Below are 26130 nucleotides of genomic sequence, written 5' to 3'. Positions count from 1 at the left end.
TTAGAGTTATCTAAATACTTTTACTATTATAAAGTTGAACAACATGTTTTACAAGAAAGGAGAAACGGCTATGAGTACGCTTATCCTAAATAAAACAGCTTATTGCAAGTCTCCGTATGATGTATGGCTGGAGGAATTGAACGAACCGGTGGCCATGCTGACTTCAACCGATCGTGCGGATGAATGCAGAAATTATGATGTGATCGAAGCGTTTGACGATTATCCGGTTAATGGATGCATCGAGATGCGTGCTTTGGAGCTGAATGAAACGTATCACTTTAAAACGATTATTGCATCATCAGAATTTGATATGTTGAGGGCGGGGAAGCTGAGGTCGCTTTTGGGTATAAAAGGGCAGTCTTACGAAAGCGCTCTGTTGTTCCGCAACAAAATATTAATGAAAGAGCAGGTCAGAAAATCCGGTGTAAAGGTTCCGGACTTTAAGAAAATCGACTCGGCGGCCGACTTATATACGTTTGTTCAAACTTTCGGTTTTCCTGTGGTCGTTAAGCCTATTTGCGGATCGGGGTCTGTTGATACAACCGTTTTAAGGCATCGGCAGGACGTGTGGAATTTTCTTTCGAAAGGTCTTCCTGATCATCTGGAGGTTGAGTCGTTTATCGAAGGGGATATGTATCATATAGACGGTCTGATCCTTGATGGAGAGACTGTCCTCAGCTGGCCGTCGCGTTATATCAACGGATGTCTGGCTTTTCAGGAACAACAGTTTTTAGGCAGCCTCCAGCTTGAACGGGAAAATCCGCTCACCCGTCGGTTGATTGATTTTGTTCAAAAAGCGCTTGCTGCCCTTCCTGTTCCGGATATTACAACATTCCATGCTGAAGTGTTTCATACACCGGATGATGAACTGGTGTTTTGTGAAGTGGCCAGCAGAACCGGCGGCGCTATGGTCCGTGAAGCTACTGCGCAGACTTTCGGCTTTGATATCAATGAAGCGTGTGTTAAAGCGCAATGCGGCCTGGACTTTCATATTCCGGCGGTGAACAACAATCCGCGCCGCCTAAGCGGCTGGCTGTTGATTCCACCAAAAGACGGCGTGCTGAAAGAAATCAAGCCGGCACCAGCTACAGACTGGCTAGCGCAACAAAATATTTTCGCTCAAGCCGGAGACAGGTTCCACGGCTCGTCTTCCAGTGTAGACGCAATTGCAGGCTGTTTGATTACCGGGCACACAGAAGCCGAATTAAGCGGCCGCATCAGCTGGCTTGCAACGTGGTTTTATGATCATACCGAATGGGAAAAGACTTCGGATGTTTGCGCAATTTAAAGTATTCAGCCGCCTTCACCCGTTGATCCGATTTTTGCTGATAGGCACGCTTGTCACAAAGGCGGCTAAGTCGATGACAACCCCGTTTTTGGCACTCTATCTTCATATGAAAACGGGATCCGATTTTGGAACCATCGGGCTTGTGATCGGTTTCGGCTATTTTTCAAGCACTGTAGGAGGGGTAGTCGGGGGAGCGCTTTCAGATAAAATCGGCAGAAAAAAAGTGATGCTTTCATCCATTTTCATTTGGAGCTTTGTATTCATTCTTTTTGGACTTGTCCATGATTTCATGTGGTTTTTATTGCTAAATATTTTAAGCGGGCTTTGCCATTCGTGTTTTGAACCTGTGTCAAAGGCTTTGATGGCTGAGTTATCGGAACGGGAGATGAGATTCCGCATTTTCTCTTTGCGGTATTTGGCCATTAATATTGGAGCCGCTGTCGGACCTTTATTGGGCACTTATTTCGGTCTTGCCAAAACCGGAACGCCGTTTATCATCACAGGGCTTGTCTATTTTGGCTATGCTGCACTTTTAAGCTTGATGATGATTCGGCTGATCACGGTGAAAGAGACAAAAACCGCTTCTGAAAAAATTCAGGCAGGTTCCGTTTTAAAAACGTTAAAGCAAGACAAGGCTCTTCGATTTTACATAGCCGGCGGCATCCTTTTTTTATTCAGCTATTCGCAAATGGAAAGTACCTTGCTGCAGTATTTAAATAACGACTTTGCAAACGGAGTTAAAATATTTTCGACTTTAATTACGTTAAACGCAGTGACGGTCATCCTTTTACAAGTGCCGCTCACCCGTTTATTTGAGAAGTATAAATCCTTAACAACAATATCAATTGGAACCGTTTTTTGCATGTTGGGGAATGTCGGTTTTTCTGTCGCAAATGGCTGGATTGTTTTTATGCTTTCGATGTTTGTTCTGACAATCGGCGAAATTTTATGTTTTCCTTCAATGAATGTCCTTTTGGACGAGCTTGCTCCGGATCATATGAAGGGCGCGTATTACGGCATGCAAAACTTATACAACATCGGTGAATTTTTAGGGCCTTGGCTGGGGGGAATGATGCTTGCCTTGTACGGGGGAAAAGCCATCTTTCTCATTGCTGCGTGTTCAGTCTTCTTCGCTCTAGGTGCCTACCATCTGGGAAGGAGAAAGTTTTTATCTGCACAGCATCATGGTGTATCGCCTTTTTCTTATTGAAAATTTAGGCCGCTCATGCATGAATCATCAAGAATTCACCCAACCTATAAGGTAAAAAAGGAGATTGAATCATGGACACAACATTGGGCTACCTCCGTGAGTCACTGTCGAATCACCTTGAACACGGCATAGGACAAAACATTTACAGAAAAATCGTTTCCGGGCGATATGCCAATGAAGAAGAGTTTGTCGAGCACTTGGAGGAGCGGGAAATGGAATTTCTGAATCAAGTGCTTGAACATGAGATGAAATATGCGCTGAATGAACAGGACCATAAACGAACAAGAGAATTAAACGAAGTGTATGAACTGTTGTTTTGAAAGGCGGGCATGAACAATGGGTGCAATAGAGCGGAACGGATACACGTTTGAACCGGAATACAGCGTGACCAGACAAAACGGCGCCATCCATGTATACCGGCGCGGCCGGTTTGTCGAGGAGATTCCCTTTGAGTTTCACGGAGAGTTTCCAGAACATGATTTAATTGAAGAGCTTGTCAATCATTATTGCTATGAAAATAAAATATAAGGTTTGAAGAGGCTGCCGACGGGCGGCTTTTATTTTTGGATTTTGATATCTATCATCCGCTTGCAGTTTTTACAACGGCAGCAGAAAAGCTGCCATAAATATGACAGCTCATGCATCGCTATTTTTTCTTTTCATCGTAGTATTGAACAGGGTACATGGATCCTTCCGATACCATTTTGTTATCTTCGATATCATGCGGAGACGGATGGCCTGCTTTTTCAACCGGGAATGAATCTACGTTGTGTTTTTCCGAAAAGTAAGGGATCTTTTCTTTGACGCTTTGCAAGTACGATTTCAGTTTTTGTCTTCTTGTTTCGTCTTTGAGCATATATGCGGTGACTCCGGCGGCAACGGCGAGACCTGAGATCAGATTCTTTTGCTTCATGGTCATAACCCCTTTCTGATTAGGTGTTTGCAGATGTTATTCCCATGATGGCATCCGTTTAAACCAACTGATCGAGCGCTTCGTCTATATTCGTCGTCGGCTGTCTGCAGGCGAAGTTTTCACAAATATAGACAGTCGTTTTGTTATCGACTGCTTTGTATTCGGCCGCAAAATCGGCAATCCCTTTGAAATCGTCAGGCGATTCTGCGGCGAGGACGGCGTAATTCGGCTGGAAAGCCTGCTGCAAAGTGCTTACGATCTTCTGTCTGTCCGGGTCATGGCGCTTTCCGAGCACAACGATTTCTTTTTGCGGCATGACATGGCTCAACAGGCCTTGGAGAAAGTTTGTATGGCCGCTCGGATAAGCGGAGACATCTCCATTGAATGCAGAAAACATTTTTGCCGCTTGATCATGGAGCGTTAAATCGCCGGTCAACCGACCAAGCCGGGACAGCTGCACGGCCAGGACGCCGTTTCCGGACGGGAGGGCGCCGTCGTATACTTCTTTATCCCGCACGATCAAAGCCTCGGCATCGTTTCCCGTAAAATAAAAACCCCCGTGCTCTTCATCCCAGAACAGCCCCGTCATGTCCTCTGCGAGCTTTTTGGCTTTTCGCAAATCGGTTAAATCAAGTGATGCTTCATACAATTCGATGTAGGCCCACAGCAGGACGGCGTAGTCATCGATAAACCCTTTATGTTTCACCTCGCCGTCACGGTAGCGGACCATGACGCGTCCGTCTTGAATCAATTTATTCTCGATGAACGCGACTGCAGCTCGCGCCATCTCCAAGTATTCGGGCGCATTGTAGACTTTCGCCGCTTTGGCAAGAGCCGCGATCATCAGAGCGTTCCAAGATGTCAGCACTTTGTCGTCGACATGGGGATACGTTCTTTCCTGCCGTTTTTCAAAAAGTTTTATTCTCGCTTCTTCAAGCTTGTTCTGAAGCTCTTCATCTGTCAGCGCGAATTCATCCTTGATGTTTTCCAGCCTGGTGTAGATCAAGTTTGGGATATTGTGGCCTTCAAAATTCCCTTCTTGCGTGATGTTGTAAACAGCGCAATACAATTCGCCTAGTTCATCCCCGAGCGTTTCGAGGACTTCGTCTTTTGACCACACATAATATTTGCCTTCCACGCCTTCTGTGTCGGCATCAAGCGCTGAATAAAAAGCGCCTTTGTCATCGGTCATTTCGCGGCGGACAAATGTGATGATCTGCTCGGAAATCTGTTTATACCGTTCGTTTTTCGTGATTTGATAGGCTTCAGTATATGCGATCAGCAATAAAGCATTATCGTAAAGCATTTTTTCAAAGTGGGGAACGAGCCATTCGTCGTCTGTCGAATAGCGGGCGAACCCGTAGCCGACATGATCGTAAATGCCGCCGTTCGCCATGCTGTCCAACGTTTTCGTCACGCTGTACAGCGCGTTCTCCTCGCCGCTGTATTGATGATAGCGAAGCAGAAATGCCAGCATATGGGGGATCGGAAATTTGGGTGCGCTTCCGAAACCGCCGTATGCCGCATCGAAGCTGTTGATCAGCTGTTGATACGTCCGCCTCAACATGTCTTCGCCGAGCGAATCGCCGGCATCGCTTTTCGCTTTGATTCTCAGGTTGTTGGCGGCTTTTTCGGCAATATCCTCAACATGTTCCCGGTTTTTCGCGAAGGTATCGGAAAGCTGCTTCACCACCTCAACAAACCCCGGCCGGTTAAACCGGCTCGTCTTCGGAAAATATGTACCCGCATAAAACGGCTTCTGATCAGGCGTTAAAAACACATTCAGCGGCCAGCCGCCCTGCCCCGTCATCATCTGGCAGATCGTCATATAAATTGAATCCACATCAGGCCGCTCCTCGCGGTCCACTTTAATAGAGACGAATTTTTCATTCAGGAGCTTCGCAACTTCTTCATCTTCGAAGCTTTCATGAGCCATGACATGGCACCAATGACATGTGCATTAGAGTAACCAAACTAGCTATACCCAATAGATACGAGTACAGGCTTGTTCTCGCGTTTCGCTTTATCAAATGCTTCTTCTCCCCAAGGGAACCAGTCCACAGGATTGTGAGCGTGTTGAAGTAAATATGGAGATTTCTCAGCGATTAATCTATTGGGTTTATTGTTAGTGGGCATGGGATCACCTTCTTTCTATAATTAGTTTATATTTAACTTAACACATTTTTTCAAAAATAATCCCTGTTTTTCATACGAGCAGCGAAAACGAGCATAACTACATCAAATCATAATTCTTCATCTACAGCCTTAATTTCTAAGGGCGATTCTTTGTTTTGTAGAAAATGCATCCACTTAGAAAAGACATTTAATGAAACCGCGGCAGGCCATCCTTAATTAGAATTCCTTCTCATCAAAAAATGTTTGAGGGCCGTTGCCGAAACTGGCAACAGCTCCGCTTCAGCTCTTTTGCAATTTAAAAACGATAAAATCAGGACATCTGAAATCTTCTGCAAATGACGAATTTTTTTCAGCATCTCTTCTGCTGGCTTTGGTTCTATTAAGCCTTACAGCATGAAGCCTGGTTTCATCAAAGTGTTGATATCGCTCGTCATGCTTATTTTAATATTCAAGTCTTCACAGCGCCCATCCTGATACTCAATCGGCAAATCATTTGGCGTGCCTTTCTATTCCCGGTAACTCATCGACAGCTGTTACAGAAGCTCCAGACTTGGTCAACGGAATCCCGTTCTTGCCTTAAATGTATGGAATATGACGAGATGGCGAATTTTTGATTTTTAATAGAGGGGAATTTTGGTATAACAAAGGGAGAATAGGCTCCTCTATAAAAATAGAAATAAAGACTTCATTAGAGGAATTTAACACCAAATAGTAATAAAAAGGGTTCATTTTTGTAGTTTTCTTTTGAAATCCCATGGAAGCTATTTAATTTTTACGTTAATTTATGCTTTGGACATTGGGAAGGAGCTTCTTTATGAAAAAATTGGTAACATTTTTAGCAGCTTTCACTCTATTATTTATTTTATCTATGAATTCAGTTTCTGAGGCTAATGCTGAAGAATCTAAAAGTTTAGGAACAATTAAAAAAATGAATGACAGTGAACTTGAATTAACATTTTATCATTCTGAAGTTGTTATGAATTCAAATGGTGATGTAACCGTAATTGATAGTATCACTGGCAAAAAAGAGACATTGCCAAGTCGTACTGTCGACAAAAATGATAATCCGGTAGATTTAGAATATGAAAAAAACGATAATGGACTATTAGTAAAGGTGATAAAAAGAAATAGCAGCAATATGTTCAGAACACAATCAGTTGCAAAATGTGTACTTGGAACATCTGGAGGAGCTGTTACAGGCGCAGGTACAGGGGGATTAGCAGGAGCAGCTGTTGGTACTGTAACGATACCGATTGTTGGAACGGTTAGTGCAGGCCTTGTAGGAACTATTGTTGGTGGCGTCGGTGGAGGATTGACTGGTGCTGCAGCATCTTGCTTTGATTAACTGTTTAAAAAAATAACGAGGGAAAGAGAAATCCCTCGTTATTTTAATCTGATATATATAAAGGTGATTCCATATGAATAAGTTAATATTACCTTCTATAATCGTAATTTTTATATTGTGGATTTTGTTGCAAATATCATTAAATATGAATATTTTTAAAAATCCATTGAATTATTGCATCGTAATCGTTATATTTTTCTTGTTTTTGAAGTTTGCAAAAGAAAAATAAATAAATACTTTTTCCTTATAATCGTTCTTGTTTCAAATTCTTGCTTTTAACGTTTTTTTAATTTAAAAACGATAAAATCAGGACATCTGAAATCTTCTGCAAATGACGGATATTTTTTCAGTATTTCTTCTGATGGCTTTGGTTCTACTATGCTTTCGAGCATGAAGCCCGTTTTCATCAAAGTGTTAATATAGCTCGTCAAGGTTCTATGGAAGAACAGCATATTCTCCCGATCGCCAAGCTTTTGTTCGTATGTACCTTCATAAAAATACCGGTCTACATTCCAATGCAGTTTTTTTCCGTCTTTTGTTTTTTCCCAGCCGCTTTCCGGCGTAATGAAGCAGGGATGCAAAATTGAAAAAATAAAAAATCCGCGGTCTGTCAGCAGCCGATGCATTTCCTGAAACGCTTTTTCATAATCCGCAAGGTCTTGCATGACCATATTCGATATAATTAAATCAAAGCTTTTGTCTTCCAACATATTCAGATCTTCACAGTTCCCGTGCTGATACTCAATCGGCAAATCATCCGGCGTTCTTTCCTTGGCAATGTTGATCATTCTCGTTGAGTAATCAACAGCCGTTACATTGGCTCCGGCCTTGGCCAGCAGCCTGCTGAAATACCCTTCACCGCACCCGGCATCGAGCACACGTTGATTCTTTACCGTTTCAATGAGAGAAAAAATAGCAGGATTTAAAAACACTTCTTTGTGGATGTCTCCAAGTTCGGTATGATTGGCAGCATAAGCATCGGCAAATCGATTCCATCTTTGAATGGCTTCTTCTGTGCCAATTTTCTTTGTCATATTTCTCCTCCTTTTCAAAGTCTGTTTATTCATTTAACACGATATCTCCTGATCATAAAACTGATCAATTTTTTCAAAGACCCTTTGAATAAGGGTATTAGAGATAAAAGGATTTAACAAAACGGCACGGAGCCAGCGGTTTCCCCTATATGCAGGCAATGAAAAGAAGACGTTTTCTTCATTCAACAAAAACTGCTGCAATTCGAGATTCCAGTTATCCCATTGAGCTTCATCAAGGTGATGCGGGATGCCTCTAAAGCAGATAACGTTTGTATCCGGCTCGCTGGACAGTTCGAGATAATGGCGCTGTTTCACCTGCTTGGTAAACTCGTCTTTTAATGCGAGGCTTTCATGCAACAGCTCCCTGTAGCCTTTTAATCCAATGTGCTGAAGCGATAAATATAACTTTAGGATATCCGCATGCCGCGTGCCCTGAACACTGATTTCGCCCAAGTTAGCAAAGGCTGTTTCATTCATATAAGGGGCGGAAATGCGAAAATCGGTTTCCAAAACGCCGTGATTTTTGAATAAAACCATTGCACAAGTCTTCGCAATGTACATCCATTTTTGCGGATTGAATGTGATGGAATCTGCCATTTCGATTCCGTTCAGCTTATCGCGGTAAGCTTCTGAAAAAATGAGTGCTCCTCCGTATGCCGCGTCGACATGCAGCCATAATCCGTTTTCCTTTGCGATGTCAGCGATCGATCGAATGGGATCGATGCTTCCTGTGACTGTCGTTCCGGCCGTGGCTGCAATTGCAAAAGGAATCTTGCCTTCATTTTTTGCCTGCTTGATTTTCTTTCTTAAATCGTCAAGATCCATTTTCGAATCGCTGCTGCTTTTCACCGGGATTACGCTGGAGGTACCCAGTCCCAACAGCATCGCTGCTTTATGCAGGGAAGTATGGCTGACGTCTGAAGCAAAGATGACCGGCTGTCCGGAAAGACCGAATAACCCCGATTCCTTTACCTTCAATTGATTGTTTCGCGCTGCTGCGAGCGCTTGAAGATTCGCGAGGCTTCCGCCGCTTGTCATCACACCCCCTGAGTTGTCGTCATATCCAAACATACGGGCAATGGTGCCCAAAAGCTGTACTTCCATCTTCGAAAAGACAGGCGACATTTCAAGGCTCAGCATATTGTTATTGATTGAAGTGCTGACGAATTCGCCCAGACAAGACATTAGAGTCGGTATGGAATCCATATGCCCCATATAATTTGGGCCTAGAGGATTCATGGAGTTTTTTACAATCGCCTGCAACTTTTTTAAGAGCTCTTCTAATTCGATTCCGGTCTCGGGTATATCGCAGTAATGTGATGATTCCGGAGAAGGCAAAGTGCGGTGATTTCCGGCGTTGCTTGCGTGCTCAATGACAAATTTGACGATTTGATCAACAAGAATCGATATTTCCTTAATATTCTGTCCGTTCGGATCGATAAAAGTGTTACTGGGCAAAAAGGATAGTTTCATAGTTCACACGCTGCTTTCTTTCACATTTTTTCTCAATTATAGCATTTTGATTTTGGCGTATCATGGTTGATTGCTGAGTATAGAAGGTTCGAAGGAAAAAAATAATGTGGTGACAGAAGCTGCTATGACGCCGGTCACAAGACATTTGAGCATGTCTATCGACAGAAGCCCGACACCACGCCGCGTTCTCTTTGGTTCATGTGAGCGTCGCTAAACAATAGGTAGCTTATCGCCGATCATAAAAGTAAGGATATTGATGCAAAAGGATAGATGAATGGAGTTTTTTGAAAATGGAATTTAACGAGCTTATCGAAACGCGTCACTCTGCAAATAATTTTCTGGAAGATGTTCAAATTACGGTGAAAGATTTGGAGCCTATCTTTGAGGATATCAAGCTAGCGCCTTCAGCGTTCAATTTGCAGCACGCAGAGTATAAAGTGGTATTGGAGAAGGATTTAAAAGAAAAAATCAGGGAAGCTGCGAGCGGCCAATATAAAGTGCATTCAGCCTCTGCCGTGATTTTAGTGACGGGAGACCGCTACGCCTACCGGCAAACGGAAAAAATCAACGAAGGCATGAGGGATTTAGGAATTATTAAGGACTTTGAGCTGCAGGAAATGGTTGAAAACAATACCCAATTTTACGAGACGCGCGGGGAGCCATTCATGAAGGAAGAAGCGATTCGCAATGCTTCTCTTTCTGCGATGATGTTTATGCTTGCCGCCAAAAACCGGGGGTGGGACACATGCCCAATGATCGGATTTGACAGCGATCAGGTCCGCGAGTTGCTAGAGATCCCGGATACACATGAAATCGTCCTCATGATTACGATCGGCAAAGAAAAAGAAAGCAGCCGACGCTTGAGAGGATATCGCAAGCCGGTTAATGAATTTGTTTCTTTCTATTAAAAAAAGGAGAGGGCGCCTTAAGACAGGCAGCCCTCTTTATCATTTTTCCCCGCGGTGAGACAGTACTTCGACTAAGTGGTCAAGATCAAGCTTAAGGTGGCGAATCATCGCTTTTGATGCCTGCTCGTCGTCTCTTTGTTTCATATGGCGGAAAATTTCCCGATGCTGCTCCAAAATGGCTTCAGCCCGTTTTTCTCCTTCAAAATTCAAAATGCGGAAATAATAAATTAATCCTTCCAAATCGTTGAGCTGCTTCCGCAATAGACTGTTTCGTGTATATTGGATAATTAAGTCGTGAAATGTATCATTTAATTGGATAATTGTGTTTTGATCCTTGGATTGAAGGATGGCTTCCTCCGTTTTTTGCAAAACGTCTTCAATCGTTTTCAGTTCCTCTGCCGTTGCAATTCTTGCCGTCAATCCCGCAGCGAATGATTCAAGCGCCGTTCTGCAAAAATAGATTTCTTCAACGTCCTTGATTGTCGGCTGATAGACCTTCACTCTTGAGTCGATGACGATGAGCCCCTCTTTTTCCAGAACTCTGATCGCTTCTCTTAAAGGGCTTTTGCTGACGCCGAGCTCCTTAGCTAACTTCGCTTCGGCGATTCGTTCACCGGGCTTTAATTTCCCTTCAAATATCATTCGCTTAATCGCATGGTAGGATTGTTCATAAAACGGTTTTGGTTTTTCAATCACGCTTCTCATCCTCGTATTCGTTTTCATTTCGTATTTTACCACAGGTTCCTTCGTGATCTCCCGCTATAGCCATTCCAAGTTAATTAAAATAAGAGAATGAACCCTGAAACGGCGGGAGTTAAAAATAAACCCGATTTCAAGACGACTTTCGGCAGGACATTGGTGAATTTAGCTCCGACATATGCGCCGCACATCGTACCGATCAAGATTTTGACCAACAGAACATAATCGACGAAGCCTTCTGAAATATAGCCCGCCCCACCGCCTAACGAGAGCGGAATAATGACGAGCATCGTCGTTCCTACGGAATGGCGAATAGACAGATTCAGCATCATCATCAACCCGATTTGAATAAAAGGCGCCGAGCCGATTCCGAACGTTCCGGACAGGATGCCGGCTACGATTCCCAATAAACTGGCCTTGATCCAAAAGGCAAGGTTCGTTCCCTGGTCAGCTTCTTTTTCTTGCAAAAAGAATAATCTGATTAAAATCAGAATGGCCGATAAGAATAACATTCCTGCGGTCATATAGTGCAATGAACTTGAAGGTATCAGAGAAGTCAGCTTAGCTCCTGCAAAGGATCCTATTGCAGCAAAACAGCCGACGGTTAAGCCGATTTTCAGCTTGATATTTCCTTCGCGAAAGTGGCTGTACGTTCCTGATAAGCTCGTAAAAGCCATACCGGCCAGAGATGTTCCCAATGCTGTATGAATCGGAATGTGAAACATCATCGTTAACAGTGCGATGACGAATCCGGCTCCGCCGGCCCCGACAAAGCCAAGCACAAGACCTAATAAAAACATAACCAACACAATCAACATGTTGCTTCTTCCCCTTTATGAATAACTGATTTCGCATCATCTGAGGGTCGACGGTATCTGGTCGACCAAAATCAATGATAACATCTTACTCTATTATTTCCATATTGACAAGAGAGCCAGGAGGGCGTATGTCGTCTACTTTTATTTTTTTAGCCAAGTGAAAGACATTCCTGTTGACAATCAGTCTATTTGTAATTATGATAGTTACATCAAGTGTAACGTTTTTTGTTACAGTTCGACATTAAAACATTAGGAGGAATTTGATTATGAAAATGTTAGTAACAGGAGCAACTGGAAAATTAGGATCGAAAGTTGTGAAAAAACTGCTGGAAACTGTACCGGCGGATCAGCTGGCGGTCAGCGTGCGCAATCCGGAAAAAGCGGAAGCGCTGCAGGCGCGAGGAGTCGATGTGCGTCAAGGGGATTTTGACCGCCCGGAAACATTGGCATCCGCATTTCAAGGCGTTGACCGTCTGCTGATCATCTCTGCCGATGGAGACAATGAGACGAGAATCCGTCAGCACGGCAATGCGGTAGCCGCCGCAGAACGCGCGGGAGTTCGGTTTATCGCTTATACGAGTATTGCGAATGCCCGCGAAAGCAAAAACTTCCTTGCGCCGACTCACAAAGCAACTGAAGAAGCGATTTTGAAAACGGGGATTCCATACTCCTTCTTGCGCAATAACTGGTACTTGGAAAATGAAATGTCGAGTATTCAAGGTGTTTTGGCGGGAGCCCCTTGGGTGACGTCAGCAGAGAACGGCAAGGTGGGCTGGGCGCTGCAGCAGGATTACGCGGATGCAGCGGCGGCGGTTCTGTCCGGCGAAGGCCATGAAAACACCGTCTACGAACTTTCAGGCAAACTATTAACTCAGGAAGAAATCGCTTCAGCCCTTGGAGAAGTATTGGGCAAAGAAGTACCCGTCCAGCATGTTGACGATGCTGCCTATCGCGATATCATGAAAAATGCGGGTGTGCCGGATTTTCTGATTCCGATGGTTGTCGAAATCCAAAAAGGCATTCGTGAAGGCACACTTGAAGTCGAAAGCGATGATTTTGAAAAAGTGCTCGGCCGTCCGCTCACTCCAATTAAAGAAGGATTGGCTCAAATTGTTGCAAAAATCTCAGAAGCGAAATAATTAACGGCATTCGAAAGAGTGATGAACAAGATTCCAGTGTTCATCATTCTTTTTTTAAAGATAGATAACTAAAAAACTCACCACAATCACCGCGCATACCTTATAGCCCAAATTCTTTTTATTAAATAAGTAAAAATCGACTGGATTCCAGAGCTAATGATGAAGGCGTAAAAAAAGTGTTCAAATGTAAAGTGAAATCCGCGAAATATAAATTGCATGAAAAGGGCGATACCGGTCAGGTAAAACCAGCCGTGATCATCTAACATTTTTTTAAATTCGGATTTAGCTTCATCAGTGGAAGATATAGAAACAGATTCAGTTGACAGCTCCCTTTTTAAAGATAAAAAGCCGGCTGCGAGAACCGAGACCCCTAAAATAAATAGAATAATTGCTTCGAACATCGAATACCTCCGTTTCGACTAACAATAAAAATTCGTCGGGGACGACCATTTTGTATCTTTACAAATATGCACCTTGACCGTTATTTGATCTTTTTTTGCTGTATTAAACTTACGGCCACAAGCATGGCGGTGCCGAGTAAGGCAACCGGAAGAAACCATCCGCCAAATCCGCTTCCCCAATCTAAAGCAATTGACACAGATTCCATTAATATGAGAGAAAAAATGATTAAACATGCATTTTTTAAGCGGTTGATCAACTTTCGGCTGAGCAGGTAGAAGTCTTCAGCATTTGATTCATTCAGACGCTTTGGATGGTTGTGAATCTCAGGGTGCTTTTCTAAGAATTGCATGAACAGAAGGATAAGTAATCCGATTCCCGGCAATATCAAAAGCTCCCATTTTGATCCCCAGCGATCGACTTCACCGAGTGCGTTGTAATGTGCAGGCACTTTTTCGGGGAGTGCTCCCCAGACAGCGGCCAAAAAGATAATTGATCCCAGGTAAAAGAAATAGCCAAATGCGTTCCAAACCCGTTCCCCTTTTGTCTTTTTAATTTTAATGTGAGTACCGTTAGCTCTGTTTGGCATATGTGATCTCTCCTTTAGTTTTAAATACGGTTTAACCCATGAAAAAGTTCGGGATTTTTGCCTGTTGGAATAGGGTATATTTGCGATCAGTACAGGCAATGTTAAGGGAATGTAAATCATCAGCCGGCAATGTTAAGTTATTGTAAATTTTCGATTTGAATCGTTTACATAGGCTTTAATCTCCATCATAATCATAGTGTTTGGTTTGTAGATTTATGTCGAATTAGGGGGGCAACGACTTTGGAAATAGATGTGCAGAAATTGCTTTTTGAATTCATTGGAGGTCTCGGGATTTTTCTTCTCGGTATTAAGTTTATGGGAGAAGGACTCCAAAAATCAGCCGGAGATAAGCTGAGAGACATTTTAGATCGTTTTACAAGCAACCCTCTGATGGGTGTTTTGGCAGGTATGATTGTCACGGTTTTAATTCAAAGCAGTTCCGGCACCACCGTTATTACTGTCGGTCTTGTCAGCGCCGGCTTTATGACCCTCCGCCAGGCGATCGGCGTCATTATGGGTGCGAACATCGGAACGACGGCCACAGCCTTTATTATCGGCTTTGACGTTGGGGCATATGCGCTTCCGATCATCGCCATTGGTTCATTTTTGCTGTTTTTCTTTAAAAACAAAAAGCTCCAGAACATCGGACAAATTCTGTTTGGATTTGGTGCACTTTTCTATGGCTTGGAGTTAATGAGCAGCGGGATGAAGCCGCTTCGGACGGTTGAAGCTTTTCATGATTTAACAGTCAGCATGAGTGCGAATCCAGTTCTCGGTGTGATTGTCGGCACCCTTTTCACCGTTCTCGTCCAAAGCTCAAGTGCAACGATCGGGATCCTGCAAGGGCTGTTTGCCGATTCATTAATAGATCTCAACGGCGCTCTGCCTGTATTATTTGGAGACAATATCGGTACGACGATTACCGCCGTACTGGCATCTCTTGGCGCCTCCGTTGCAGCCAAACGGGCCGCGGCCGTTCACGTATTATTCAACCTGATTGGGACAGTTATCTTCCTGATCTTGCTGAAGCCGTTCACAGCTTTGATTTTAACGCTTCAATCCTCTTTAGGGCTGGACCCTAAGATGGTGATTGCGTTTGCCCACGGGATCTTTAATACGTCGAATACGCTGATTCAGCTTCCGTTTGTCGGCATATTGGCTTTGATCGTTACGAAGCTGATTCCGGGCAAAGATTCGGTTGTGGACTATAAAGCAACACATCTGGATCCGCTGTTCATTCAGCAGTCTCCTTCAATTGCGCTGGGTCAGGTAAAAGAAGAAGTATTGCGCATGGGTGAATTTGCGGTAAAGGGACTTGAGGAAACAAAAGAGTTTTTTAATACAAAACAGGCAAAACATGCGCAAAGCGCTTTTCAAATAGAAGATGCGATCAACAATTTGGACAGAAAGATTACTGATTATTTGATCGAACTGTCAGCGACCACTCTTTCTGAACAAGAATCTGAAGAACATCATATGTTAATGGACACAGTCAGAGACATTGAAAGAATCGGCGATCACTTTGAAAACTTGGTTGAGCTTGGCGAGTACCAGCAATCCAACAGGGTGAAAATTTCCGAAGCGGCAATGGCGGACTTAACAGAAATGCTTGATCTGACCATTTCCACTGTTAAGGAGTCTATCACAGCTCTTGGAGAAAATAACGAAGATGCCGCAAGACGTGTAGTCGAAAAAGAAAATCAAATCGATAAAATGGAACGCAAGCTTCGCAAAAAGCACATTCTTCGCTTAAACGACGGATTATGCAGCGGACAAGCAGGCGTGATCTTCGTCGATATCACCAGCAATCTGGAAAGGATCGGCGACCATGCCGTCAATATTGCAGAAGCTGTTTTAGGCGAAGAAAAGCATTAAAAACCGGGAGTCATTCCCGGTTTTTTATTTTGTAGGCCTTTTTTATCACTGTGTGACATATATACTAAATTATGTGTGGGAAGGAAGAACATTCTTCTTCTGTTGACCTAAATAAAGTATAATAGTTTTATTCTTTAGGAGGTATTAAGATGCAGAAACACAGAAGAAGAAACACAACGGCCTTTACGGTTATGTCATATTTCACATTTTTTGCGGGGGTCTTTTTGTTCGGTATCGGCCTTTACAATGCGGACAACCTGCAGCTCAATGAAAAAGGCTATTACATAGCTGTGATGATTTTAGTGGCGGTCGGCGCGATTTTGACGCAGAAAGTGACGAGAGACAACGCTGAGGACAATGAAATCATCGCGGAGCAGGAGAGAAGACAGAATTTGTCTAGTGGTGAGTGATTGTGGAGGAAGGCATCAGAGGATGCCTTCTTTATTTTTTTGTGGTTAACATATCCTTATATTTATTTTCCAGAATGACATTCATCATCCCGATGATTTTTGCATGGTCTGATTTTTTTCTAAAGTGTAAAAAGTTTTGGTCTTTGTTTCTTTGCGATTTAGTGATCGTGCCGAACACCCAGATGGAGCTCATGATAAGTAATATCGATAACAAAGCCGGAAAATAACCTTTTGAAACGTCGGGTAAAATGGAATTGGCTTGACCCGAACATACAGTAGTTACAATGGAGGCGAATATGGAACTGGCGAGCGAAGCTTTGATCACGTGGCTGATTTTTAGCGTAGGACCTGAAAAATAAACTTTCAGCCGGTTTAACGTGGATAAATCTTGTTTTTCGAGGTATGCCATCAGCTCTTCATCGTTTTCAGCTTTCGATGACAATATAGCTTCAGCTTTTTGTTTTGTTTCTTCGAATAATTGTTTGTCTGTTTGCATGTCTTTTGTCCTTCTTTTTTGTTTAATAGACCAACCAAAGCAGAGGTAATGTTTCTCTGCTTTTTAATCAAATTCTTTTTTAAAACGTTCATCTAAAATAAAATCAATCATACCCGTGATTCTGGAATATTCCGCTCTTTTTTGGAAGTGCAGGATTGTTTGCATCGGTCCTTTTCGTGAGGAGATCAGCATCTTGACGATCCAAAGAAAAGAGAAGATCAGATAGAACATGAAGAAGAATGAAAATAGCCTTGAAAGACCATGGTTGAGGGAGGAGATCTGACCAGATAAAAAGGCTGCCATAATGACAGCAGTCATACTGCTAAAAAAAATCCCTTTAATCAAATACGTTAATGTAAAACTTGGATTTGAGTAATAGATTTTTAGCTGATTTAATGTAACAGATTCTTGATTTGCAAGGTATGTAAGCAGCTCTTCGTCACTTTTGTGAGACTCAAGAAGTTTGGCTGTATGTTCAGCTTTTTGAAATAATTGTTTTTCGTTTCTCATTGGATTGTCACTCCTATTCATAAAAAACATGAGATTTTATTGGTTCGGTATATTTTTTAATGCCTTTTTGTATTTTTGTTGTAAAACATAATCAATCATTTTTACGATACGTGCAAACTCGGCTTTCTTGGAAAAGTGTGTAATGAATTGAATCGGCTTTTTTTTCAGGATGACAAGCTGTTTAAGCACCCAGAATAAACACCCCGTAAATATGACAGCTAATATTAGAATGGAGATGCCGGAAATGAAAGGGAATATCGAATCTGCTTGACCAGAAAGAATTGCAGTTATGAACGAAGCCAATATTATACTGAAAAATGCTGCACTGATGAAATAATGAAGCGCAAATGAAGGATCTGAGTAATAGACTTTCAGCTGATTTAAGGTCAGTGAATCTTGTTTAGCGAGAAAGGCTAATAGCTCTTCGTCGCTCTTATCGCGGTAAGTTTTAAGGGTTTTGGCTGTTTTCTGCGTTTCAATGAATACTTGTTTGTCTGTGTTCAATATGAATACCTCCACGATATTTTATATATTAAAGATTTGGAAAAACTGCATAAATACATTATATTATGTATTTATGCAGTTTTCATTAAATAAACAAATTAATCAGTCGTTTCACCAAATATTGCAAATAACACAGCGGACACTGCCGTGCCAATAGCGATTTCAGGTGCTGCAATTCCCGCTATGACAACAGCTGCTACACCCACAGCAGCTACCATAAACCCTCCGACTGCAACCCCAATTGCTCCCCAATCGATTGGTAACGCTTCTACAGGAGCTGCAACTGGTTTGTTAGGTGAGACATATAATTTCTTAATTTTAAAGGTAATTGTAGCCGACATTTCAGTTTTTGTACCATCGACTACCGGAATTTCATCGCTGAATATTGTTAATGAAAGATCCAAAGATTCAACAGAAGGTGAAACGTTTACCATGATATATCCGTTACGAACCGACAAGCCGATATTCTTTAAAAGCTCATCATACGAATGAATTTGTGAAGAACTCAATGATGTTTTTGAGTTTCCTAATACTTCGGTAATGGATGCTCCGACCTTTCCGTATTTAACTTGTAGTGTGCCCGGTGATGTTTCACTTGGCTTTTTAAATCTCAGTGAAGTAGATAACGTAATATCTAAGTATAGAGACTCGTAAACTGTCTCAGTTTTATCAAAAATAAACATTGTTGTAAATAGTTCAGAAATACTGCTCAGTGCCGGGATATTTGCCAAAACATTTCTCAACATTCTAACTCGTGCGTCATAGACCGGATCTGACGACGGGGTGACACTAGCTGTTCCCTTGTCTCTGCCAGAATAAGCGTCTTTATCAATGCCGATGGCGCCGCTGCCTGTGCCGATTGAATATTCGTAGAATTGGTCAAAGGCCCAGTTTTGCGGCATCGTATACCCGAGGTTGCCGCTGAAGCCGGTCGACATGTCGGCGACGAAGCTGTATTCCGTTAATCCGGCGTCTGCTGTTCTGATACAAATGTTTCTTGGGCCATATACACCGATCTTATATTTAGGGGTATTCGGAATGCTTTGCATTTTATCAAACGCTGCTCTGATTTCGTTAAAATACGGGATGATTTTATTTGTTACTTCATAATCATACGCGTCGAAATCAACGGCAAAATAAATGGTTGTGCCGGATGGGAAGCCTAATCCTTGCGCTGCGTTGACAGCGGCATACGCATCTGTTGTTCCTTGATTTTCTACAAAATACGAGGATTCATAGCCGCCGTCTTGGTAAATCGGAAACACTCTCAAACCTTCATTAAAAATGATTGAAAGCTCGGCAGGAGTCATCGCTTTTGATTTAAGCCCACTGCTTGTCCGCACATTGCCAGTCAAATATCTGCCGACCACTTTATATCCGTTTGTCCGTAAAGTTTTCGCAGTGTCCGCCGTTAAGATTGTGGCAGTATCGCATGCCGCAGCAGCACGTGAAGTATCGCCGGAGCTTGCCAATAAGGCTTTAATCGTTGCCATATTGGCAATTCCTGTTACCGGCAAACACATGAAACTTTGGAAACGTGAGACGGCAGATTTTACTTCAGCATCGTATTTGCCGTCAAATTCACCAGAAGGATAGCCATTGCAATATAGTGCGTACTGAAGAATCTGCACGAGCTTGGTTCGGGAGTCTCCGGGTGAGAGTGTCGGGCATTTGCTTGTTGTACCTGGTCCAAAAAAGCCGTTAGCCACACTTGTACTCATACCTTCTTCTTTTTGCAAGGCATAAATGAGCGCCTTATTTGTCTCTCGGGAATAAACACCGTCACAAGGCATTAGTCCGAAATAATTGTTGTAATCCCGATTTAGATTTTGCTGAATTTGACGGATTTTCGTATCGCCGTTTGAAACCAATGTAAAAGCGCTCATGTTGAGCAATGCTTTCATGATCTGTGCTGTGACAACACCATCTTGTTTGGCCAGGCCCGCAGCTTTTTGAAATTTTTTCACGGCTTCCTCTGTACCTTCAAAGAATTGACCTGTTAATCCGCCGGGATTAAACCCGCTTCCTTTCACCCAAAAAGCGCCTTGTAGAATGTAATTGAGGTTTGTCGGTTTTTCATTTTTGGCCTGCCGTTTGAGCGGAATAAACTTACTCTCTGTTGCCGGTCCGAAATTATCAGCGGGCTCCGCGATTCCGAGCTCGATCTGCAATGCTCTCGTTAGACCGTAAATCGTATTCCAATTCGGTATTCCGTTCTCCTCCACCTTGTTGTAACCGTGTTTCCCGCTGTAGGTTTGGTTTAGCCATTCCTGCGTTTTCAACACCATTTCATCCATTTATGATCCCTCTTTCTTTCATTGTGCTTTCACTATTAGGTGGCAAACGTATGACATAAAAAAATACGGAAATTGACTCCTTCATTAAATGAAGCGAAGTCAATTTCCGTATTTTGTTTATCTCAACAGCCCCAAGCTTCCTGTCAGCCGCGCGACTTTTTTCTTATCGCCGCAAACGCCGATTCCAAAATAGCGGTAATCGGAAGCTGCGGTGCTTTGAAATGTTTCAATAAATTCTTCATATGTATGAATGCCTTGCGCGACATCGGTGAAATCGACAGTCAGAATATCGTTGAATTCGTCGGTCAACAGCTTTTGTCTTAATTGATGAAGCAGCTCGGCGTTGCCTTTTAAAATGGGGATTGGAAGTTTGACGATACCCAAATGGTCGATTCCCGAGCCGTCCGTTACATTTTCTCCGAGCAGGCCGGGGTTGTTTTTGCCGAGTGCAGCCCCCAGGATTGCAGCTGTATTGGCAATTAGCCCGAGCGGCAGGCTTTCATCGATGATCAATGCGCATTTTGTCTCTTCTATCAAATTTGTTCCTCCTTCAGCTGCGGTTTTGGTTTTGTTTCAGAAATATAAAGACCGGCCAATGTGAGCGCTCCTCCGCAAAAAGCAACCCATGTCAGTTTTTCTTGCAGAATGACGACGGATGCGGCAATGGTGATGACGGGTACCATATAGATATAAGCGCTCGTTTTTACCGCCCCAAGCACACCGACCGACCAGTTCCATGTCACAAAGCAAAGCGCAGATGCGCCCGCACCTAAGAACAGGATATTCAGCCAATTGGCGGGGGAGGCGAAAGGGCTTGCGTCGAAGCGGAAATCAAACAGGAACAGAGCGGGAACCATGAATAGCAAGCCGTACAGAAAGATCCGCTGTGTGCATTGGATTGTATGATAACCGAAAGTGCTGATTTTTTTCATCAAAATCGCATATGCTGCCCAGACGAATGCAGAGGCAGCAGCAAGAATGTCGCCGAGCGGATTCAGCTTGAGCATCATTTGTCCGTTAAAGAAAATGAGCGCAAGTCCTGTAAAAGCAGCGGCGAATCCAATGAAGAATCGGGGCTCCAACTTTTCGCCCGAAAGGAAAAAATGCGCCAATACCGCGGTGATCATCGGAATAACCGCGACGATCATGCCGGCGTTTGAGGCGTAGGTAAGGGTAAGCGCGATGTTTTCCAACAGAAAATAAAGCGTCACCCCGCATAAGCCTGCTCCCGCAAACAGCGCTTCCTGCCTCCAGCTCCGGAATGTCAGCACATGCGGATGCACCATAATCAGCACGATCAATCCGATGAGAAACCGGTAAAACAATATATCTACGGGCGCAAAATCCTCGAGCAACACCTTTGTCGAGACAAAAGTGGTACCCCAGATGATGATCGTGATAACAGCTGCGAGGTGTCCGGCGGTTTCGCGTCTTGTCTTCATCCTTTGATCTCCTGCCTGTCATATTCAAAGATTTTCATATATTGTTTCGGCGTCAGCCCGACCTGCCGCTTGAAAAATTTCGTCATATGGCTCTGATCGCTGAAGCCTGTTTGGAAAGCGGCATCGATTGGTTTTACGCCTTCTTCCAACAGCTTTTTCGCATGATTGATACGGACGGTTTCCAAGTAGCTGTAGGGGGAAATTCCTTTCTGCTTCGTAAACGACCGCAGGAGGTGATACTTGCTCCAGCCTGCCAGCTTGCTTAAATGTTCAAGCGTAATGTTTTCCTGGTAATGGGATTCCAAATAACCGCACACCGCTTTGACTTCGTCGGACGGTTCAGGCGCATTTTCGAGAAACGCAACATCAGAATACGTCCGAATCAACTCCTCGAGGAGGTTGAGAAAAAGCTCCTCTTTTTTCAAGGCTTTTTCTTTCTGCAATATTTGAATGTGAAGCTCCTTCAAGCTGGCGTTCAGCTCATGACGGAACAAGACATTTTCCGTGAAATATGGGAGGCTGTCGGTTCCGGTGATCTCCTTCACAAATTTTCTCATAACGTCAGGCATCACATTTATGCAGCGATAATCGAGCGCCTTTCCGTCAATCTGCTCGCAACTGTGCGTGTCATAAGGATTGAAAAGCACGAGGTCGCCCTGATTAATGATGTATTCTTCTCCTTTGCAAAGCAAATAGCGCTGCCCCTTCTCAATAAAACCAATCACAAAGTACTCGTGAAAGTGATTCGGAAACTTCTGCATAATGCCTTTAAAGCGGTAGGCTTCAACATTTAGATCAGGGTCGAGGAAAAGCGTGCGGGTTTCATTTCGCATGTCGGGCCTCCTTGGTGTGATGATGTTTAAGTTTATCATGTTTTTGAGAAATTTCTTGTATGATGTTGCTTAATGAAAAAATCGTATTTTGTGAAAAGAATGAGCAATTTAAAGCTGTCGTGGAATGGAATCACAATGGTGAAGATCATAAGGAGAGTGTTAAACTGACAGCAATTACAGGGTCATAAAAATTGAACCATTGTAACTTTTAGTGTAATATTACACTAAAAAGAACATCGGAGGTTCCTCCATGGATAAAGAATACATAACCGAACTCATTTCATCCAAGTTAAGATTAATCCGTGCGGAAAGCGGCTATACGCAGGAGAAAATGGCGAACGTGCTCGGGATGTCGAAGAAAACGCTCGTGCAAATTGAAAAGGGCAGGTCGGCAGCGGGGTGGGCGCATGTTGTCGCGGTATGCGCGCTTTTTCGGAACAGTGAGGTGCTGCAGGCCGTGCTCGGGGATGAGCCCCTTGAGGTGGTGGAGACTGTCACTCACCGAAGCATCGACAGACCAAAAGGGAAGACGCTCGGCGGAAAAGTGTGGTGGCGGGACATTGAGAAAAAAGGCGAGTTTCGCCTTCAGCAAAACTTGATTTCTCACCATTACCGCATTTTGGATTCGTATGACGACCTATGGTTCAGCACCTTTGAAAAACAGGATGCTGTGGCGCGTTTGGACGAGCTGTTCAATGAACAGGATGGGGTGGAATGAAGAAAAAGTTAAGTCCTCTGAATTTGCTGGTCTTCATTCCTACAAGATAAGACATAGTGAAAAACACTTCGTGTCTCGTCTGTGGAATCGGAGTTGAGAACAGTTTTCCACCCGCTTTATTTTCACTCCAGCACATCATCAAGCAGCTTCCACATCAGCTCCCTCCGGTTTCCTGCGCCCGTCTTCAAAAAAATCGATTTCAAGTGGTCTTGAACGGTGTAAGCCGATATATGCAATTCGTCTCCGATGGCTTTTGTTGAAAGTCCGCGGATGACCCGGTACACGATGTCTTTTTCCCGGTCGGACAGGCTGTAGGCTTCTGCTATCAGCGGTATGGTTTCTGCCGGTGAAGCAGGCTCGAATGAAACGGCGATCTGGCCTGATGGACCAAAGCCGTCTAAACGACTCGCTTTAATGGATAGGCAGGAATGACCCGGAATCGAGATGACCGTTTTTGCCGGATCGGCAGTTTCAGCCGCTGCCCGCGTGCAGACGGCCCGGACAGGTCTCGGCACGGCATCGCTGCCGATCCTTTCCCAGCCGCGCAAGATATTTAGCCAATGGAGGGCCGCTCGGTTGCATGACAAGGGCTGCAGGTCTTCCGACAAAATCAGAATGCCTCCGACATGTTTCATGTGAAACACGTCTTTTTTTGACAGGTGGTGTCTGAATTGCTGAAGGTGCCGGCCGATAAGCGGTGCGAGTGAAGCGAGCAAGCTCTTATCCTTTTCTGTAAACAGCGGCTGTCCTCTTTTCCTCAACAGGGTAAGGTATCCCCGGCACGCCCCCTTGCTGAGCAGAACGGCGCGCAATTCATCTTCATAGCCTGCAGGCCCAAGAATGTTGCTGTAGCGTTTGCTTTGCCGGAAGTCTCCTTTGACCGATTCACTTAATATAGCCGCTGTCTGCCGTGTCTGAATTAAGGCTTCGAATCGATTCACATCCTCCTGCGTGTACTCAAGCTCGAATAATTGCGGATGGATCGCTTCAATTTGATCGTCTGTGACGGCTCCGATGGACAGTAAGGTCTTGGGGTCTACAGCCGTGCAGCATGATGCATCAAACGGAATCGCCTGTTTTAATGCAGACAGCATGGCTTCGATATATTGGGGCGAAGAACGGGTTGTGCGCTGCAGTTCGTTCAGTATGTCTTTTAACGGCCGGTTCATGTCGGTCCTCCTCTTTAAAAATCCCAGGTTTAAGGGATGGTGGTTTGTTGAAACTCCTTTATAATTGAGAACAATTCTTAATTAATTTTACTAAAAGGAGAACGGCTTGTCATGAACATGGACTGGAATCATCCTGATGTCTATCAATACGAAAAGAAAATCCCTTTAAAAATCCCATGCTATGAAATGCTCTACGATATGATGGATCGCTTGTTGACGGTCCGGCTTTCTGAAGATGCGGCTAATGTGATGGTCGTCGGGGCCGGAGGCGGGCAGGAGCTCGTGACGCTTGCAAAAAGACACCCGAATTGGTCATATACAGGAGTCGATCCGTCTGCCAGCATGCTCGGTTTGGCGAGAAAAAGGCTGGAGCTCGCCGGAATTCAGCCTCAAGCCGATCTGATTGAAGGAGAAGTACATCAGCTTGAGTGCGGATTTCAATATGATGCTGCGACATGCATGCTTGTGCTTCACTTTGTCCGCCATAAGCTTGAATTTTTGCAGCAGATCGCCTCAAGATTGGCGGATGGCGCTCCGTTTTTCATTGCGGCCATTCAAGGCAACATGACGTCAGAGGCATTCAAGTGGCAGATGTGTGCCTGGAAGGAGCATATGCTGGCAGGCGGGATTTCTGAACAGGAATGGGAGAGCTTTTCCGCTTCAATCGGCAGCCGCTCTCATCCGGTGCCGGCTTCAGAGGTGGAGGATCTGCTCGGCAAAGCAGGCTTTACAAACGTAACGAGATTTTTCAGCGCTTATGTAATCGACGGCTGGTTTGCTGTGAAAGGAGGCGGCAAACAATGAAGAAACATATTGTCGTGATCGGCGGGTACGGTCATGTCGGCGCCCAAATCTGCCGGAGTCTCGGAGAAAAATATCCGGGCCGTGTGTATGCTGCCGGAAGAAACCTGGATCACGCCGAGCGTTTTAGTCAGGAAACGGGCGGCCAAGTGAAGCCGATGCGTTTCAACAGAGATGCACCGGCTGACTGGGATTGGCTCAAGACGACGAAGCTGGTGATCGTGTGCATCGATCAGGAAAACACTGAGTTGGCAGAGGCTTGTCTGGCGAGCGGCACGGATTATATCGACATTACGGCGAACGGTTCATTTTTAGCTCAGCTTGAACAGCTGAATGACAAAGCATGCCGCGGCACTGGATTATTAAGCGTCGGCCTGGCTCCGGGGCTTACCAATTTACTTGCGCAGAAAGCCGCCCAGGCTCTCGATGAAACGAGCCGGATTGATATTGCGATTATGCTCGGTTTAGGTGACAGCCACGGACAAGCGGCGATCGAGTGGACAGTTGACCATCTGAATACGGTGTATGATGTGAAAGAAAATGGACGCTTGATGGAAGTCAGCAGTTTTACAGACGGCCGGCGGACAAACTTCGGCGGGCGATTAGGGCGCCGGACAGCGTACCGGTTTCCTTTTTCCGATCAGGTGACATTGCCAGGCACATTAGCCGTCCCTTCTGTTTCTACCCGGCTTTGCTTTGATCCAAGGCCTGCCACTGTGCTGATTGCGGCCATGCAAAAAATCGGCGCAGTCAAGCTCTTAAACAATAAGGGAATTCGAAATCTGGCGGTCCGTATGCTGGGGGCGCTCAACATCGGATCAGCGCAATACGCGGTAAAGGTGGATGCTGAAGGATTGAAAAACGGCCGGAGCGCCGGGACAGGCATCGCGCTGTTCGGCGAAAATGAATCATTCATTACCGCACAGACAGCCGCTGCAGCCGCGTCAGCTTTGTATACCGGAAGCTTTCCACACGGAATATTTCATTTGGAACAGCTGTTTGAGCTTGAATGGGAAGGAAGAGAGTCTTGCTTAATTCAGAAAGAAACCGGTGACCGGTTTGTGATATCGTTTGACATCTTGTTAGAAAGTGAGATGATAAATATTAGAAAATAATAGAAGGAG

Annotated in this window: 29 protein-coding genes; 13 read left to right on the top strand and 16 right to left on the bottom strand. The window is 44.2% G+C overall.

Annotated elements, in window-relative coordinates:
- Window positions 1–70 precede the first annotated feature (70 nt).
- The 4 genes from M1E03_RS20405 to M1E03_RS20390 all read left to right on the top strand — a co-directional run bounded on the left by M1E03_RS20405 (window position 71) and on the right by M1E03_RS20390 (window position 3026).
- Window positions 71–1288 carry an ATP-grasp domain-containing protein gene (locus tag M1E03_RS20405; RefSeq protein WP_197407023.1) on the top strand — a complete coding sequence of 406 codons (1218 nt, stop codon included), beginning with the start codon at window positions 71–73 and terminating at the stop codon, window positions 1286–1288.
- On the top strand, window positions 1272–2498 hold the full coding sequence (locus tag M1E03_RS20400; RefSeq protein ID WP_103750368.1) for an MDR family MFS transporter: 1227 nt from the start codon (window positions 1272–1274) through the stop codon (window positions 2496–2498). Before M1E03_RS20405 ends, M1E03_RS20400 begins: the two co-directional genes overlap by 17 nt.
- A gap of 71 nt (window positions 2499–2569) precedes the next feature.
- Window positions 2570–2818, top strand: a complete 249-nt coding sequence (locus tag M1E03_RS20395) for a sigma-G-dependent sporulation-specific acid-soluble spore protein CsgA (RefSeq protein ID WP_003178498.1) — start codon at window positions 2570–2572, stop codon at window positions 2816–2818.
- Between the two features lie 16 nt (window positions 2819–2834).
- The gene (locus M1E03_RS20390) at window positions 2835–3026 is read left to right on the top strand and encodes a YbxH family protein (protein WP_003178500.1); all 192 of its coding nucleotides are present in this window, start codon (window positions 2835–2837) and stop codon (window positions 3024–3026) included.
- Between the two features lie 118 nt (window positions 3027–3144).
- On the opposite strand, the gene M1E03_RS20385 is transcribed toward M1E03_RS20390, so the two are convergent.
- Genes M1E03_RS20385 through M1E03_RS20375 form a run of 3 tightly spaced genes read right to left on the bottom strand, consistent with a single transcriptional unit; the run spans window position 3145 to window position 5547 of the window.
- Entirely contained in the window at window positions 3145–3411 is a 267-nt protein-coding gene (locus tag M1E03_RS20385; protein ID WP_020449946.1) for a hypothetical protein, read from the bottom strand.
- A 58-nt stretch (window positions 3412–3469) separates the two neighbouring features.
- The gene (locus M1E03_RS20380) at window positions 3470–5347 is read right to left on the bottom strand and encodes a thioredoxin domain-containing protein (RefSeq protein WP_197407024.1); all 1878 of its coding nucleotides are present in this window, start codon (window positions 5345–5347) and stop codon (window positions 3470–3472) included.
- A gap of 38 nt (window positions 5348–5385) precedes the next feature.
- A complete protein-coding gene (locus tag M1E03_RS20375) occupies window positions 5386–5547 on the bottom strand; it encodes a DUF255 domain-containing protein (RefSeq protein WP_023857722.1) in 162 nt (53 codons plus the stop codon).
- Between the two features lie 814 nt (window positions 5548–6361).
- Between M1E03_RS20375 and M1E03_RS20370 the strand changes: the two genes are divergently transcribed.
- Together M1E03_RS20370 and M1E03_RS20365 are read left to right on the top strand one after the other, a co-directional pair.
- The gene (locus M1E03_RS20370) at window positions 6362–6892 is read left to right on the top strand and encodes a hypothetical protein (protein ID WP_043054026.1); all 531 of its coding nucleotides are present in this window, start codon (window positions 6362–6364) and stop codon (window positions 6890–6892) included.
- A gap of 73 nt (window positions 6893–6965) precedes the next feature.
- Window positions 6966–7121 (top strand): hypothetical protein, encoded by a 156-nt coding sequence (locus M1E03_RS20365; protein ID WP_026580436.1) that lies wholly within the window; start codon window positions 6966–6968, stop codon window positions 7119–7121.
- Between the two features lie 46 nt (window positions 7122–7167).
- Here M1E03_RS20365 and M1E03_RS20360 read toward each other — a convergent pair whose 3' ends face one another.
- Together M1E03_RS20360 and M1E03_RS20355 are read right to left on the bottom strand one after the other, a co-directional pair.
- A complete protein-coding gene (locus tag M1E03_RS20360) occupies window positions 7168–7926 on the bottom strand; it encodes a class I SAM-dependent methyltransferase (protein WP_103750365.1) in 759 nt (252 codons plus the stop codon).
- A gap of 33 nt (window positions 7927–7959) precedes the next feature.
- Window positions 7960–9399, bottom strand: coding sequence for a pyridoxal phosphate-dependent decarboxylase family protein (locus M1E03_RS20355; RefSeq protein ID WP_035337409.1), 1440 nt, complete (start codon window positions 9397–9399; stop codon window positions 7960–7962).
- A gap of 290 nt (window positions 9400–9689) precedes the next feature.
- On the opposite strand from M1E03_RS20355, the gene M1E03_RS20350 reads away from it, so the two are divergent.
- Window positions 9690–10307, top strand: a complete 618-nt coding sequence (locus M1E03_RS20350; RefSeq protein WP_020449953.1) for a nitroreductase family protein — start codon at window positions 9690–9692, stop codon at window positions 10305–10307.
- Window positions 10308–10346: 39 nt separating this feature from the next.
- Here the strand turns inward: M1E03_RS20350 and M1E03_RS20345 are convergent, their stop codons facing one another.
- Together M1E03_RS20345 and M1E03_RS20340 are read right to left on the bottom strand one after the other, a co-directional pair.
- A complete protein-coding gene (locus M1E03_RS20345; protein ID WP_039073258.1) occupies window positions 10347–11012 on the bottom strand; it encodes a GntR family transcriptional regulator in 666 nt (221 codons plus the stop codon).
- Window positions 11013–11086: 74 nt separating this feature from the next.
- A complete protein-coding gene (locus tag M1E03_RS20340) occupies window positions 11087–11824 on the bottom strand; it encodes a sulfite exporter TauE/SafE family protein (RefSeq protein ID WP_035337405.1) in 738 nt (245 codons plus the stop codon).
- A 266-nt stretch (window positions 11825–12090) separates the two neighbouring features.
- On the opposite strand from M1E03_RS20340, the gene M1E03_RS20335 reads away from it, so the two are divergent.
- Window positions 12091–12963 carry an SDR family oxidoreductase gene (locus M1E03_RS20335; RefSeq protein WP_023857726.1) on the top strand — a complete coding sequence of 291 codons (873 nt, stop codon included), beginning with the start codon at window positions 12091–12093 and terminating at the stop codon, window positions 12961–12963.
- Window positions 12964–13444: 481 nt separating this feature from the next.
- Here M1E03_RS20335 and M1E03_RS20330 read toward each other — a convergent pair whose 3' ends face one another.
- Window positions 13445–13951 (bottom strand): DUF1648 domain-containing protein, encoded by a 507-nt coding sequence (locus M1E03_RS20330; RefSeq protein WP_023857727.1) that lies wholly within the window; start codon window positions 13949–13951, stop codon window positions 13445–13447.
- A gap of 240 nt (window positions 13952–14191) precedes the next feature.
- Between M1E03_RS20330 and M1E03_RS20325 the strand changes: the two genes are divergently transcribed.
- Window positions 14192–15826, top strand: coding sequence for a Na/Pi cotransporter family protein (locus M1E03_RS20325; RefSeq protein ID WP_023857728.1), 1635 nt, complete (start codon window positions 14192–14194; stop codon window positions 15824–15826).
- Window positions 15827–15975: 149 nt separating this feature from the next.
- Window positions 15976–16236 carry a YiaA/YiaB family inner membrane protein gene (locus tag M1E03_RS20320; RefSeq protein ID WP_020449960.1) on the top strand — a complete coding sequence of 87 codons (261 nt, stop codon included), beginning with the start codon at window positions 15976–15978 and terminating at the stop codon, window positions 16234–16236.
- A gap of 31 nt (window positions 16237–16267) precedes the next feature.
- Here the strand turns inward: M1E03_RS20320 and M1E03_RS20315 are convergent, their stop codons facing one another.
- The 7 genes from M1E03_RS20315 to M1E03_RS20285 form a co-directional block, all read right to left on the bottom strand.
- Window positions 16268–16732: a hypothetical protein gene (locus M1E03_RS20315; protein WP_023857729.1), complete on the bottom strand. Its 465-nt coding sequence runs from the start codon at window positions 16730–16732 to the stop codon at window positions 16268–16270.
- A 63-nt stretch (window positions 16733–16795) separates the two neighbouring features.
- On the bottom strand, window positions 16796–17242 hold the full coding sequence (locus M1E03_RS20310) for a hypothetical protein (protein WP_023857730.1): 447 nt from the start codon (window positions 17240–17242) through the stop codon (window positions 16796–16798).
- A gap of 36 nt (window positions 17243–17278) precedes the next feature.
- On the bottom strand, window positions 17279–17746 hold the full coding sequence (locus M1E03_RS20305) for a hypothetical protein (RefSeq protein WP_023857731.1): 468 nt from the start codon (window positions 17744–17746) through the stop codon (window positions 17279–17281).
- Window positions 17747–17844: 98 nt separating this feature from the next.
- Window positions 17845–20043 (bottom strand): glycoside hydrolase domain-containing protein, encoded by a 2199-nt coding sequence (locus M1E03_RS20300; RefSeq protein WP_458110585.1) that lies wholly within the window; start codon window positions 20041–20043, stop codon window positions 17845–17847.
- A 117-nt stretch (window positions 20044–20160) separates the two neighbouring features.
- On the bottom strand, window positions 20161–20580 hold the full coding sequence (locus M1E03_RS20295) for a DUF2000 domain-containing protein (protein WP_023857733.1): 420 nt from the start codon (window positions 20578–20580) through the stop codon (window positions 20161–20163).
- The gene (locus M1E03_RS20290; protein ID WP_020449965.1) at window positions 20577–21485 is read right to left on the bottom strand and encodes a DMT family transporter; all 909 of its coding nucleotides are present in this window, start codon (window positions 21483–21485) and stop codon (window positions 20577–20579) included. Before M1E03_RS20290 ends, M1E03_RS20295 begins: the two co-directional genes overlap by 4 nt.
- Window positions 21482–22318, bottom strand: a complete 837-nt coding sequence (locus M1E03_RS20285; RefSeq protein ID WP_023857734.1) for an AraC family ligand binding domain-containing protein — start codon at window positions 22316–22318, stop codon at window positions 21482–21484. Before M1E03_RS20285 ends, M1E03_RS20290 begins: the two co-directional genes overlap by 4 nt.
- 250 nt (window positions 22319–22568) lie before the next feature.
- On the opposite strand from M1E03_RS20285, the gene M1E03_RS20280 reads away from it, so the two are divergent.
- Window positions 22569–23036, top strand: coding sequence for a helix-turn-helix domain-containing protein (locus tag M1E03_RS20280; RefSeq protein WP_020449967.1), 468 nt, complete (start codon window positions 22569–22571; stop codon window positions 23034–23036).
- Between the two features lie 122 nt (window positions 23037–23158).
- Here M1E03_RS20280 and M1E03_RS20275 read toward each other — a convergent pair whose 3' ends face one another.
- On the bottom strand, window positions 23159–24205 hold the full coding sequence (locus M1E03_RS20275; protein ID WP_234026553.1) for a helix-turn-helix transcriptional regulator: 1047 nt from the start codon (window positions 24203–24205) through the stop codon (window positions 23159–23161).
- A 111-nt stretch (window positions 24206–24316) separates the two neighbouring features.
- Here M1E03_RS20275 and M1E03_RS20270 point away from each other — a divergent pair, with 111 nt between their 5' ends.
- Together M1E03_RS20270 and M1E03_RS20265 are read left to right on the top strand one after the other, a co-directional pair.
- Complete coding sequence (locus tag M1E03_RS20270) at window positions 24317–25009, top strand: class I SAM-dependent methyltransferase (RefSeq protein ID WP_049937907.1); 693 nt, start codon at window positions 24317–24319, stop codon at window positions 25007–25009.
- On the top strand, window positions 25006–26121 hold the full coding sequence (locus M1E03_RS20265; protein WP_023857738.1) for a saccharopine dehydrogenase family protein: 1116 nt from the start codon (window positions 25006–25008) through the stop codon (window positions 26119–26121). Before M1E03_RS20270 ends, M1E03_RS20265 begins: the two co-directional genes overlap by 4 nt.
- Window positions 26122–26130 lie beyond the last annotated feature (9 nt).

This window comes from Bacillus sp. PK6-013 (assembly GCF_054161445.1).
This window is presented reverse-complemented; position numbering and strand designations above follow the sequence as displayed.